The following is a 13280-nucleotide window of genomic DNA, read 5'->3' as shown; positions in this document are numbered from 1 at the left end:
CGGACAGGAAGAATACCCATATTTGGTGATTGTCCTCCCAGCTTACTTCCCATAATTTTGCAATCGCAATAAATTAAAAAGCGATGCTGAAAAATATCTTTATTACAATCCTATTAATTTGTTCTGTATCCGGTGTTTGGGGGCAGAAAAGTGTAAAAGTAAAAGTTTCGGGAAATGTTATAACGACCGATGGTGTTCCTGCTGAATTTATCAATATCCAATTGAAAAATACGTTTTACGGAGGTACTTCGGATGGGAAAGGATATTTTGAATTTATGGCTCCGGCAGGACAATATACGATGATAGTCCAATCCATAGCTGCACATCGCCGGGAATTTCCCGTTACGATCGAAGAGGGAAAAGAGAATCATTTCGCGGATATTGAAATCCGGGAGAATATCAATCAGCTCGAACAGGTAGTGGTTACGGGACAGTTTTCTCCTCAATCGATGCGTAATTCTTTATACAAAGTACGGACAGTCAATAGCGAACAGATCCGTCAGAAAGCGCCGACCAGTGTACAGTCTTTGCTGAATACAGAGATCGGAATCCGGTTATCCAACGATATGGCTTTGGGTGAAACGGATTTCGAATTGATGGGGATGAGTGGAAACAATGTCAAAATATTGCTGGATGGTATTCCATTGATCGACCGGGGAGCGACGAAACAAAGTCTGAGCCAGTTAGATGTGAATAGTATCGAACGGGTAGAGATTGTCGAGGGACCGATGTCGGTGGTTTACGGTACCGATGCTTTGGCAGGGGTAATCAATATCATCACTAAAAAGGGGGATGGGTATTCGGAGGAGAATACCTGGAGAGTGGGAGCCCGGGTACAAGAGGAATCTATGGGGAAAGAGTATGATTTTTTTAAAGATAAGGGACTTCATAATGAGAGTATAGATCTGGGATTTAACCACAAAAGCGGACTTTTTGTCAATGGAGGATATACCCGCAATAATCATGGAGGCTGGCAGGGAGATTTGACCGGCCGGGAGAAACGCTGGCATCCGAAAGATCAGGCTTTGATGAATGGGATGTTCGGATTTCAGAACCGGAATATGAATGTATGGTATCGGTTGGATTTCCTCGATGAGAAGATTTTCGGTCCCAATAATGGGAGTGAACTTCAGCCGGAAAAAGTTTCCGATAAAGATTTTCTGACCAAAAGGTATACCCATCAGTTACAGTCGGATTGGAAGCTGGATAACCGTCTGGATGTCCATGCAGCTCTTTCTTATCAGGATTATAAACGGCGTACCCGGACGACGGAGAGTGATTTGTCGACCGGAGAGAAATGGCTTTCTTCTGCCGAAGCGAGTCAGGACATTACCCAATACAAAGCCTGGATAGCCCGGGCTACGGTTGCGTGGAATATTGCACCTGAATTCAGTGTACAGCCGGGAGTAGAATATCAGTGGACGCAAGGTGAAGGCGGACGTATCGACGGTACACCGAAAGTTTCGGACCTGGCTTTTTTTCTCTCGGCCGAATATAAACCCTGGGAATGGCTGAGTTTACGTCCCGGAGTACGAACCTTTATCGTTGCCGATTACGATGCTCCGATAGCTATCCCCTCGGTATTGACCAAATTCAAGTTGACCAAACATATGGATTTACGGTTGTCCTATGCCTATGGATTCCGTTCTCCGACTTTGCAGGAACTCTATTTCTCTTTCCACAATGATAATCATGATATAGACGGGAATCCGGATTTGAAGGCCGAATATTCCCACAATATTACGGGGTCTGTTGCCTACCGGGTATTGCATAGCGAGAAAATACATCTGACAACCACTTTGAGCGGATTTTATAATGATTTCAGGGATAAGATCAGTCTGGCTCAGAATGTCGATATTCCGAATTATAATACCTATTATAATATCGACCGTTACAAAACGGTAGGTGGATCTTTGGAGAATTCGTTGAGCTGGGGAGGACTTCGGGCAAATCTGAATGTGTCGTTGATCGGGCGCTACAACCGGTATGCTACCGGGGATAAAAGTATGCCCCGATTCCGGTATTCTCCCGAAGTGAGTACCAGCATCAGTTATCACATCGAAAAGACCGGTACGGATATCAGCTTGTTCTATAAATACACTGGCGAAAGAAAAGAGTATTATTATCATGAATATACGACAGCCGATAATAAGAAAGAAAGTGAAATCTACCTGAGGGGAATGAAAAGCTATCATACCGGTGACCTTACAGTTACTCAAAAACTGACTTCATTTCTCCATCTGAATGCAGGAGTTAAAAACCTTTTTAATCTGACTTCACTCGAGACAATTGCCGAATCTCCTAACGATACGCCTTCTGTCAGCTATTTAGGCTGCGGACGAAGTTGGTCGGTGGGGTTGAGTTTCTTATTGAACGGAAAATTCAATTAGTATCAGTATAAATCAAATAAAATAAAACATGAAAAAAGTAATTTATCTTTTAGCTTGTGTCGCATTTTTAGGATGTTATTCCTGTAGTGATGACGACGATGGTTTGAAAATGCAGGATATCTCCGTAGAGTTTGCCGTATCGGATGCCGGTATGGATGGTACCGGTATAGACCTGGGGATAAAGCTTAGCCGGGCAACCAAGGAGAGTTTGGATGTTACCGTACAGATGATTTCTACGGAGGTATCCGAGTCGGATATTACCGTTACCCCGGCTCTGACTAACGGTCAGGTGGTGGTGAATATCCCTGCGGGGCAGGCTAGCGGCTCGTTTACAGTAGCTAAAGCCGACGGTAAATCTCCGGAGGGCAACGTGAAGTTTCGGATTCTGTCCCTGTCGCTGAGTGAGGGCTATAAAATCGGTACACTTCAGGAAATGAACTTGTCCTTTAGTCCGATTGTTTCTACCGGAGGAAAATTGACATTGGAAGGAAATGACGGGGCCGAAAAATATGCCAATATGGTATATGTCGATCTGAGCAATAACAGTCAGATACAAATTAAAAGAAAAAGCTGGAATCTGGGATTTTATTGCGGGGATGAATTCAGGGTTATTTTAAATTCGTCTTATGCTACGGTAGCTGTGGCATCGGAGAAAACTGACTTTGCAGCTGTGACACTCGAAGATGCTCAAAAAGCTCCTAATATTGCGGCCGGAGCGATGTCTGAAGATTTTTCCGCCGACTGGATAGATGATGTGGAAGGCGATTTGACTAAAACAGCTTTCGGGATGATTGCAGAAAATGCAGCTGAAAATAAAGTCTTTTTTGTCGCTTCTGCCGATAACAAGACCAATACCGACGGGACAGAAAATAGAAGTCTTTGGTATAAAGTGAAAGTAACCCGTAATGGCGAAGGATACCGGGTAGAATATGGAAAAGTAGGGGATACGACACCGAAGACCGTGGAAATAGCGAAAAATCCGATCTATAATTTTGTCGGGCTTTCACTCGAATCCGGTGAGAAAGTGGATGCACAGGCCGAAGGGAAAAAATGGGATATCATGTGGGCCTATGCTGCTGCCGTTTCACAAATGGCTTTCGGTCCTGTGACTGCTTTTTCACAGGATGTGGTTACTTCTAATAGTGTAGGAGGAGTAGAGACTGCCGTGGTCATGGTGGATGAACAGACTACCTACGATAATTTTAAGGTAACGGATATAACCTCGAAGGCCGATTTTGAAAAGAAAGCCAATGTGATCGGTACTACCTGGCGTACACCTGCTATGCCGGGAGTGACGAATGCCGGCGTGAAAACAGATCGTTTTTATGTATTGAAAGATAGTTATGGAAACTATTATAAACTCCGTTTTACGAAGTTCGGGACCGGTACCGATGGCACCGAACGCGGACGGCCTGAAATAGAATATGCATTGTTGAAATAATGTAGGACATGAGCGATCAGATTTGGCTGGCAGATCCGGACTTCCCGGGACTGCCGGCCAAATGGTGTGAAAAAGCGAAATTGAAAGTTTAAATTTTAAAAGATGACAAAAAACAAAAAGTGGATAGGAACGGTTATACTTCTTCTGGTGTTGTTGTGTGGCTGGATGGCTTGGAGTAAATGGGCTTCTACTACCCGGATCGGACTGGTCAATTTTCAAAATTTTCAAACGACCAGCTTAATAAAATCGAATGAAGATCAGTTTATAAAGTATGAAGAAGTCCCTCTGGAGGAATTGGGACGCCTGGACCGGTATGACTTTGTATTGGGTTTCGGTATGGGATTACGGATGACAGCCGGACAACGGGAACAACTTCAAAAGGCTGCCGATAAAGGAACTCCTGTTTATATTTATGCAGCTACGAATCCGGAAAATAATATTTGTAACCTGGATAGTATCACCAAGGCTGATATAACCTCTTATATCGGGAATGGAAATAAAAAGAATTACCGGAATATGGCCCGGTATATACGCCGGCAGATCGACCGGAAGCTTTTCTTCGTCACTCCGGCCGACACTGCGGTGGAGAGTGCTTCGGATGTACTTTTCCACTTAGATGAAAATCTTTCTTTCTCTACAGTGACGGATTATGAGAATTATATAAAAGGACATGGTTTCTATCGGGAAGGGCAACCCAAAGTGGCTATTGTCGGTGGCTTGAACGATCCTTTCAGTGGCAACCGGGATAATATCGACAGTCTGATCGTTTCATTTCAGCGTGCCGGCCTGAATGTGTATCCGATTTCCTCTTATATGAAACGGTTGGCTTTCCTGAAAGAAATCCAGCCGGATGCGGTGATTCATTTTGCCCATGGGCGTATGGTGATGGGGCAGGCCGATGCAGCTGTAGAATGGCTGAAAGAACGGAATATCCCTCTTTTTTCACCTCTGTCGATCCTGCAAACCCGGGAGGAATGGGAAAAAGATCCGATGGGGATGTTCGGCGGATTTATGTCGCAAAGTGTCGTTGTGCCGGAGTTGGATGGAGCGATCTATCCCTATGTGGTGAATGACCAGGAATTGGATAAAGACGGGGTGTATCTGTTCAAAGCGATCCCCGAACGCTTAAAGAATTTTACCGGGATTGTCAGTCACTTTATCCGCTTGAAACAAAAAGCGAATGCCGATAAAAGGGTGGCGATCTATTATTTCAAAGGGGCAGGACAATCTTCGCTGACAGCACAGGGTCTGGAGACGGTACCTTCGCTTTATAATCTGATCAAAAGACTGAAAGCTGAAGGGTATAAAGTAGAAAACCTTCCGGCTACCGAGAATGAATTCGAAAAGTTGCTGATGACACAAGGGGCTGTACTGAGTACTTATGCAGAAGGTGCTTTCGACGATTTTATGAAGAACGGTCATCCCGCTCTGGTGGAAAAGTCGGAATATGAATCATGGGTGAAACAAGCTCTTCCGCAAGGGCTCTATGCAGATGTGGTGAAGATATACGGAGAAGCTCCGGGAAACTATATGAGTACGGTAGAAAATGGAAAGTCCTATCTGGCGGTGGCTCGGATAGATCTGGGCAATGTGGTCTTATTGCCTCAGCCGATGGCGGCTGTCGGGGATGATGCTTTTGCTATTGTTCACGGCGCTAAAACCGCACCGCCGCATACCTATATCGGAGCTTATCTGTGGGCCCGATATGCTTTCGGTGCCGATGCGATGATCCATTTCGGGACACACGGTAGTCTGGAATTTACTCCTCAGAAACAGGTGGCACTCAGTAGTTACGACTGGCCGGACCGGCTGGTAGGCACTGTCCCTCATTTTTATTATTATACGATCGGAAATGTGGGAGAGAGTATGATGGCTAAAAGGCGTTCTTATGCAACGACTATTTCTTACCTGACTCCGCCTTTTATGGAAAGTAAGACCCGGGGACAGTATAAGAAACTGGAAAATGAGATTCAGACTTATTACAAAACAGATGAATCCGGGCAATTACAGGCCTCTTTGGCTGTAAAGAAAATTGCGGTGGAAATGGGATTACACCGGGAACTGCGTTTGGATAGCCTGTTGGACCGTCCCTATTCGACCGAGGAGATCGAGCGTATCGAGAATTTTGCCGAGGAGATTGCCAATGAAAAAATGACCGGACAGCTTTATACGACCGGTATTCCTTATTCCCCGGAAAAAATTCGTTCATCGGTTTTGGCGATGAGCACAGATCCGATAGCTTATAGCTTGGCAGCTTTGGATAAACAAAATGGAAAAGTGTCTGATAAACAATTGAATAGTAAGGTGTTTTTTACTCAGCGATATCTGGATCCGGCCAAACGGTTGGTCAGTCAGGTACTGGACGGTAAAAAAGCCGATGAGGCACTGGTTTGTCAGATCGCGGGGATCACTCCTGAAAAATTGAAAGAAGCACATACGATTCTTACTCCTCCGAAAAGGGGGATGATGGGGAAAGGTAAGGCGAAACCGGTAGTGCAGTATACCAATGAACAGAAAGCGGAAGCCCGGGCGATCACCGAAGTGGAACGTACGATTACGAATATTGTGAATTATAAGCTGGCTTTGGAAAATAGTCCGGAGCAGGAAATGCAGTCGGTATTGAATGCTTTGTCGGGTGGATATATCGCTCCCACTTCGGGAGGAGATGCAGTCGCTAATCCGCAGGCAGTACCTACCGGTCGTAATTTATATGCTGTCAATGCCGAGGCCACTCCATCGGAACAGGCTTGGACGAAAGGAAAAGAATTGGTCGAAAATACGCTTGCTCAATACCGGAAGACTCACGGTGATTATCCTCGTAAAGTGAGTTATACTTTCTGGAGCAGTGAATTTATCGAAAGTGAAGGAGCGACTATAGCACAAGTGCTTTATATGTTGGGTGTAGAGCCGGTGCGTGATGCTTATGGACGGGTGTCGGACCTGCGTTTGATTCCTTCGGAAACTTTGGGACGTCCCCGTATCGACGTGGTGGTTCAGACCTCCGGCCAGTTCCGGGATTTAGCGGCTTCACGGCTTGCGTTGATCTCGAGAGCTGTGGAAATGGCGGCCGCTTCTGCAAATGATAAATACGACAATCGGGTGGCGGAAAGCACGGTAGAGACGGAACGGTTACTGGTGGAACAGGGAGTTTCGCCTAAAGAAGCCCGCGAAATGTCTGCAAAACGAGTGTTCGGTGGTGTGAACGGCATGTACGGAACCGGAATTCAGGGAATGATCACCAGTGGGGATAAATGGGAAGATGAAAAAGAAATAGCCGATACCTACATCAATAATATGGGGGCTGTCTACGGAAGTGAGAAAGAATGGGGAGAAATGAAAAGCGGATTGTTGCGGGCCGTATTACACCATACGGATGTTGTCGTTCAACCCCGGCAAAGCAATACCTGGGGAGCATTGAGCCTGGATCATGTATATGAGTTTATGGGAGGCATGAACTTGGCTGTACGTAATGTCACCGGTAAAGATCCCGAGGCTTATTTTGCCGATTACCGGAATCGCAACCGGGTGAGAATGCAGGATTTGAAGGAGGCTATCGGAGTGGAATCGCGTTCGACGATTTTCAATCCGGAATATATCAAAGAAGTGATGAAAGGAGGGGCGTCGAGTGCTTCACAGATTACAGAAGTGGTAACGAACACTTACGGGTGGAATGTCACCAAGCCTGAAGTAATCGACGACGCTATGTGGAATCAGATTTATGATGTTTATGTGACGGATTCTTACAAGTTGGGAACCGAAGATTTTTTCAAACAACAAAATCCGGCCGCTTTGCAGGAGATCACAGCAGTGATGCTCGAGACTGCCCGGAAGGGGATGTGGGAGGCTTCGGAACAACAGATCAGTACCCTGGCAAATTTGCATACCGATCTGGTGAAAGAGTTCGGATCGGCCGGGAGCGGATTTGCCGGAGGGAATGCCAAACTGCAGGATTATATCGCCAGCCGGGTACAGCCGGAACGTGCCACTGTTTACAAAGAGCAGATTCAATCCATGAAAACGGCTCAGGTGGCTACCGATAAAAAAGGAATGGTCCTGAAAAAAGATGAGGTAGCTCAGGCTGAACGGGGAGAGAAAAATGCCTTGAACGGCGTATGGATCGCTGGTGGGGTATTCGCTCTGTTTGTGATACTGTTGCTGGTTTTGAAGAAAAAAAGAAAAGGGAATTAAATATCGATATGGAATTAGTTATCAGTATACTTATCTTATTTATCCTGGTCAATTGCCTGTTGAAGCTTAGTTTTTGGAAAGGCTGGCAGGCAGCTTTGTTCGGATTGATCTGTGGTATTTTCATTACCGCTACTTATCCGGTTGCTATCCTGCAATCCAAAACCCAGCTGGCCGACTACCTTCAGAATACAGTGGCTTTGCAAAATATGGCAGTGATCATTACGCTCGAGGCTGTCGTTTGTTTTGCGTATTGTGTGGCTGTATTGCGGGGATGGTTCGGCCAACAGGAAAAGTGGTGGGTGAAGTCTTTGAAATGGTATCCGACCTTGCTTATTTTTCCCGTCCTGTTTTATTTACAGACCGAGCTGATCTTTAGTTTTCCGGGGATATCCTTTTCGATCCTGTCCTATGTTTTTGCTATAGGAGTGGTGGTGATGCTTCCTCTGCTGTGTTACTTTTTCAGGTATCTTTTACCTGAAAAAGAATTGCGGCTGGAAGTACATTTTCTCGTTAGTCTTTTTGTTTGTATCATCGGCTTGCTGACTACAGTGAATGGAAATGTTACCTATCAGGCAGTTAAAGAACCGACAAATTGGAAGGCATTGGCTTTTGCTTTTGGCTTGTTTCTGATCTTTTTCTTGCTGGGTATGGGTTGGAATAAATTGAAATGGGTCCTTTTACAGAAACGAAGTACCCACCAAACGACTTCTCGTAAATAATCGATAATATTTAAATTAAACTATAATCTATGGAAACTATTTCACAAGTGCTTTTTTGGGTGGCCAACAGCCTGCTTATACCGGATATTATTCTTTTATTATTACTGTTTATCCGGTCGTTGTTGCTAATCGGAGGAGTTTATAATCAATACATGACCAAACGGAAAAATGACAAACAGATGAACAGACTGATCAAAGAACTGACGCCCGATACGATCGGTGAACTGAAAGGTGCTTTACCCGGTAGGGATAACTCTTTGTATATCCGCTATCTCCGTGATTTATTGACCACACCTCCCAGTCCGGATTATTCGGATTATCTGATCACGAATTTTGAGAACGATGCAGAGAAGGATGTTATTCTTTCGAAGTTACTGGCTAAGATGGGACCGGTATTGGGATTGATCGGCACCTTGATTGCTATGAGCCCTGCCTTGGTAGGACTTTCTACCGGAGATATCGCCGGTATGGCTTATAATATGCAGGTGGTTTTTGCAACTACGGTTGTCGGTTTGGTAGTTAGTGCCGTCGGTTTGGTGTCGTTGCAATTTAAACAACGCTGGTATGCAAAAGATGTGAATAATCTGGATTATGTGGCCCGGAAGTTAAACGAGAAAAATACAGAAGCATGAGAACAGCGAGGCGAAAGAGCAAATTTGCCGTTCAGGAAGATGCCGATCCGCTGAGTGTGGTGGTCAACCTGTTCGATGTGGCTATGGTTTTTGCGGTAGCCCTGATGGTGGCAATGGTGATGCACATGAATATGACCGAAGTTTTTACTCAGGAAGATTTTACTATCGTGAAAAATCCTGGGAAAGACAATATGGAGATTATCATGAAAGAGGGAAATAAAATCAATAAATATACGCCTTCGAACGAACAAAGCTCCGGCTCGAAAGGAAAAAGGGTTGGTATAGCTTATGAACTTGAAAACGGAGAAATTATCTATGTGCCTGAATAATAGAAAGATGATGAAAATAGGAATGATAATAATACTTTGGTTCTGTCTGACTGGCGGCTTGGTCGTTGCTCAGGAGAAAAGAGCCTATACTTTATTCGATGCCGACGGGCAGGAAACCGACTATGCCCATATGATGAGTGTTTTGGGTGAACAACAGGTTGTATTTATCGGAGAGATACACAATTGTCCGATAGCACATTGGATGGAATATGAGATTGTCCGGGATCTATATGCTCTTCATAAAGATCGGTTGATGATCGGGGCTGAAATGTTCGAACGGGACGATCAACTGGTGTTGGATGAATATTTGAGTGGATTGATTACAGCCGAGCGTTTCACTAAGGAAGCAAAACTATGGCCGAATTATCCGACCGACTATAAAAAGATCGTAGAGTTTGCTAAAACCAACCGGATTCCTTTCGTTGCTACGAATGTACCCCGCAGGTATGCCGCTATGGTATCCCGCGGAGGATTCGGGGCTTTGGAACAATTGTCGGAAGAAGCGAAAAATTATATCGCACCGCTGCCTTTAAATTATGTCCGGAATGAAGGGGTTGAAACATATTTCCGTTCGATGGAAATGCCGGGAGCTAAAAAAGAGGATACGGAGAAGCTGGCCAAAGCTCAGGCTTTGAAGGATGCAACGATGGGATGGTCGATTGCTCAGAACATCGGATCGTACTTCGTCCACTTGAACGGCAGCTTTCATTCTGCTAACCAAGCCGGAATCATCACTTATCTCAACCGGTATCGCCCCGGTTTGAAAATAGCCACCGTTGAAGTGGTGCGTCAGGAAAAGACGGATAAACTGGATAAGGATGTCATGCGAAAAGCCGATTTTTATATTTGTGTCCCTACGGATATGACAACGACCTATTGAAAAGAAGTTGCGAATCTCAAGTTATAGGTAGGTTTATTTTTTCTTTCTATTCCGATTCCGGGTTTTGTGCCGTCAGACCGGTTCGCCTGGAACGGTCCGGTAAGGCTTTCCTTCACTGACCGGCGGAACTCCTCGCAAGCTCGTCAGACACCACCGGTCGGGCGTTCGGAAAACCTAACCGGACCCTCGTTCCTGCTCCAATGGTCTTCCGCCACAAAACCCTGCATCTTCCGTCAGCACTACAGGGCAAAGAAGGAAAGTTTTATTGAATGAAAGGGCAGGCCACCCTGACCGGAGTACGGATACCTGGGTTACCTGACCGGATTATTTCTATAAAATACCGATGGCTGAATTAATCCCTCATGTAAGGGTTCAGAAAAACAGCTGTTTGATAGAAATTTATACTTTTCAGGTCACAGTTCGTTTCCTATGTAGTGATAACGTAAGTCGGAGGTGTTCGTGTTCGGGGACCATTGGAGCTCTGGCGAGTGTCGTCTTGCTTTTTCTGAACGCCCGACCGGTGGTGTCTGACGAGCCTGCGAGGAGTTCCGCCGGTCAGTGATAGAAAAAGGTAGACGACCGACAGAAGCGACCGGGGCCCCGAACACGAATACCGAAGACGAACAAGTAACAAAATAAACCTACATTTAGAATAGTTTTAACGGAAAAATTAACCCTGACCGCTGTAACTATGATATTAATTGACGACATTGGTTGGATTACCTGCCAGGAAATGACGGATGTTTTCGAGGGCTTCACGACCCATGGCGATGCGGGCATCGATGGTGCCGGTTCCGATGTGGGGGGTGAGTACGACGTTCTCCAAAGCGTAGAGGGTTTCTGTGATGTGAGGTTCGTCTTCGAAGACATCCAGGGCTGCACCTGCTATTTGACGTTTTTTCAATACTTCGGCCAGTGCTTGCTCATCGACAACAGCTCCCCGGGCTGTATTGACGAGAATGGCTGTCGGTTTCATCAAACTCAGTTCACGCTGTCCGATCAGGTGCCGGGTAGCGGGAGTCAAGGGGGTATGAAGAGTGACGAAGTCGGATTCCCGGAGCAGGGTATCCAGTTCGACCCGTCGGTAACCGGGAACTTCGGTGTGGTGATTATAGTAAATGATATTCATTCCGAAAGCTTCTGCTTTACGGGCGACATTTTTACCGATATTGCCCAGGCCTATAATGCCCAAGGTCTTTCCTTCCAATCCGAACCCCAGGTTGCGCATAGTGCCCCACATACTTTCTTTTTCTATGCGGATACGTTGATTGCATTCGGTAATCCGGCGGGCTGCACTCAGCATCAGGGCCAGTGCCAGCTCGGCCGTAGGACTATTGACCGCTTTCGGGGTATTGGTCACAGCTATACCCTTTTCACGGGCATAGGTGATATCGATATTATTATAACCCACTCCATAATTGCTGATTAGCTTCAGCTTTTTTCCGGCATCGATGATTTCCCTGTCGATCGGAGCATGAAATATGGCCAGCATAATATCGTAATCGGGTAGTATGCGCAGCAATTCCGTTTTACTGAATTCTTCCTTTTCCGGAAAGGTGATTTCCCAATCTGCAGGCAGATTCTGGAAGGGTTCCCGGGGAATATTGTAGGTGACAAGGAGTTTCATAACATCGTTATTATAGGGATTATACGGATTTACTCGAGAGTGGTTCGGGCAAAGGGAGCTGCGTCCAGGCCGATAAATTGTCCTGCCAGGTATTTGTAATAACCGGTAACGGCTACCATCCCGGCATTATCGAGGGAAAATCCCAGACGCGGAATAAAAACTTCCCAGCCTGAGCAGGCTGCTTCGTCATGTACTGCTTTTTGTAAAGCCGAATTGGCCGAAACACCTCCGCCGATGGCTATTTGTTTTATTCCCGTTTGTTTGGCTGCTTTTTTCAATTTAGACATCAGAATATCGATAACAGTCTTTTGAAGAGAAGCACATAAGTCGTTCAGGTTATCCTGAATGAAATCGGGATTGTTTTTCAGTTCATCCCGCAGAAAATAGAGGAATGAAGTTTTCAGTCCGCTGAAACTGTAATCGAGCCCCGGTATTTGCGGTTTGTTGAAAGTGAAGCGTTCCGGATTACCTTCTTTCGCGAGTCGGTCGATAATCGGACCGCCGGGATAGGGTAATCCCATCACTTTGGCACATTTGTCGAAGGCTTCCCCCGCAGCATCGTCGATCGTTTGTCCGATCATTTCCATTTTCAGGTAATCGTGTACAACGATCAACTGCGAATTTCCGCCCGACACCAGCAGGGTCAGGAAAGGGAAAGAAGGCTGCCGGCTTTCCACTCCCGGTTCTTTGATAAAATTAGCCAGGATGTGCGCCTGCAGGTGGTTTACTTCTATCATAGGTAAATGATTGGCCAGGGCAAAACCTTTAGCAAAAGAAGTACCTACCAGGAGCGAGCCCAATAACCCCGGTCCGCGGGTAAAAGCTACAGCATCGATGTCTTTCACTTCGATACCGGCCCTTTTGATGGCTTCTGATACCACGGGAATTATATTTTGCTGGTGTGCCCGTGAGGCCAGTTCAGGGACAACTCCGCCATAAGCTTCATGCACTTTCTGGCTGGCAATGACATTACTTAGCACAAGGCCATCTTTCAATATTGCAGCAGAGGTATCGTCACAAGAAGACTCGATTCCTAAAATTACAGTCATATTTATTCTTTAAACTTTATTCTCT

At 45.6% G+C, this 13280-nt stretch carries 9 protein-coding genes; 7 read left to right on the top strand and 2 right to left on the bottom strand.

What is annotated here, in order from left to right:
* The first annotated feature begins 83 nt into the window (after positions 1–83).
* The 7 genes from ODOSP_RS07075 to ODOSP_RS07045 all read left to right on the top strand — a co-directional run bounded on the left by ODOSP_RS07075 (position 84) and on the right by ODOSP_RS07045 (position 10579).
* A complete protein-coding gene (locus ODOSP_RS07075; RefSeq protein ID WP_013611670.1) occupies positions 84–2390 on the top strand; it encodes a TonB-dependent receptor in 2307 nt (768 codons plus the stop codon).
* Between the two features lie 28 nt (positions 2391–2418).
* Positions 2419–3831, top strand: coding sequence for an HmuY family protein (locus ODOSP_RS07070; RefSeq protein ID WP_013611669.1), 1413 nt, complete (start codon positions 2419–2421; stop codon positions 3829–3831).
* A gap of 102 nt (positions 3832–3933) precedes the next feature.
* Positions 3934–8019 carry a cobaltochelatase subunit CobN gene (locus ODOSP_RS07065; RefSeq protein WP_013611668.1) on the top strand — a complete coding sequence of 1362 codons (4086 nt, stop codon included), beginning with the start codon at positions 3934–3936 and terminating at the stop codon, positions 8017–8019.
* Between the two features lie 8 nt (positions 8020–8027).
* Positions 8028–8738, top strand: coding sequence for a hypothetical protein (locus ODOSP_RS07060; RefSeq protein ID WP_013611667.1), 711 nt, complete (start codon positions 8028–8030; stop codon positions 8736–8738).
* 29 nt (positions 8739–8767) lie between these two features.
* Positions 8768–9370 carry a MotA/TolQ/ExbB proton channel family protein gene (locus ODOSP_RS07055; protein ID WP_013611666.1) on the top strand — a complete coding sequence of 201 codons (603 nt, stop codon included), beginning with the start codon at positions 8768–8770 and terminating at the stop codon, positions 9368–9370.
* Complete coding sequence (locus ODOSP_RS07050) at positions 9367–9699, top strand: DUF2149 domain-containing protein (RefSeq protein ID WP_013611665.1); 333 nt, start codon at positions 9367–9369, stop codon at positions 9697–9699. Before ODOSP_RS07055 ends, ODOSP_RS07050 begins: the two co-directional genes overlap by 4 nt.
* A gap of 10 nt (positions 9700–9709) precedes the next feature.
* Positions 9710–10579, top strand: a complete 870-nt coding sequence (locus ODOSP_RS07045) for a ChaN family lipoprotein (RefSeq protein ID WP_013611664.1) — start codon at positions 9710–9712, stop codon at positions 10577–10579.
* A 697-nt stretch (positions 10580–11276) separates the two neighbouring features.
* On the opposite strand, the gene ODOSP_RS07040 is transcribed toward ODOSP_RS07045, so the two are convergent.
* Both ODOSP_RS07040 and tsaD read right to left on the bottom strand, forming a co-directional pair.
* Positions 11277–12206, bottom strand: coding sequence for an NAD(P)-dependent oxidoreductase (locus ODOSP_RS07040; protein WP_013611662.1), 930 nt, complete (start codon positions 12204–12206; stop codon positions 11277–11279).
* A 29-nt stretch (positions 12207–12235) separates the two neighbouring features.
* Positions 12236–13255: a tRNA (adenosine(37)-N6)-threonylcarbamoyltransferase complex transferase subunit TsaD gene (gene tsaD, locus ODOSP_RS07035; RefSeq protein ID WP_013611661.1), complete on the bottom strand. Its 1020-nt coding sequence runs from the start codon at positions 13253–13255 to the stop codon at positions 12236–12238.
* Positions 13256–13280 lie beyond the last annotated feature (25 nt).

This window comes from Odoribacter splanchnicus DSM 20712 (assembly GCF_000190535.1).
Classification (GTDB): Bacteria; Bacteroidota; Bacteroidia; order Bacteroidales; family Marinifilaceae; genus Odoribacter; species Odoribacter splanchnicus.
Note: the sequence above shows the minus strand (reverse complement) of the source record. Positions and strands in the feature narration are given on the sequence as shown.

Excerpts from the sequence above, each read along its gene's own strand:
- ODOSP_RS07075 (WP_013611670.1), top strand. The coding sequence starts at position 84 with ATGCTGAAAAATATCTTTATTACAATCCTATTAATTTGTTCTGTATCC.
- ODOSP_RS07070 (WP_013611669.1), top strand. The coding sequence starts at position 2,419 with ATGAAAAAAGTAATTTATCTTTTAGCTTGTGTCGCATTTTTAGGATGT.
- ODOSP_RS07065 (WP_013611668.1), top strand. The coding sequence starts at position 3,934 with ATGACAAAAAACAAAAAGTGGATAGGAACGGTTATACTTCTTCTGGTG.
- ODOSP_RS07060 (WP_013611667.1), top strand. The coding sequence starts at position 8,028 with ATGGAATTAGTTATCAGTATACTTATCTTATTTATCCTGGTCAATTGC.
- ODOSP_RS07055 (WP_013611666.1), top strand. The coding sequence starts at position 8,768 with ATGGAAACTATTTCACAAGTGCTTTTTTGGGTGGCCAACAGCCTGCTT.
- ODOSP_RS07050 (WP_013611665.1), top strand. The coding sequence starts at position 9,367 with ATGAGAACAGCGAGGCGAAAGAGCAAATTTGCCGTTCAGGAAGATGCC.
- ODOSP_RS07045 (WP_013611664.1), top strand. The coding sequence starts at position 9,710 with ATGAAAATAGGAATGATAATAATACTTTGGTTCTGTCTGACTGGCGGC.
- ODOSP_RS07040 (WP_013611662.1), bottom strand. The coding sequence starts at position 12,206 with ATGAAACTCCTTGTCACCTACAATATTCCCCGGGAACCCTTCCAGAAT.
- tsaD (WP_013611661.1), bottom strand. The coding sequence starts at position 13,255 with ATGACTGTAATTTTAGGAATCGAGTCTTCTTGTGACGATACCTCTGCT.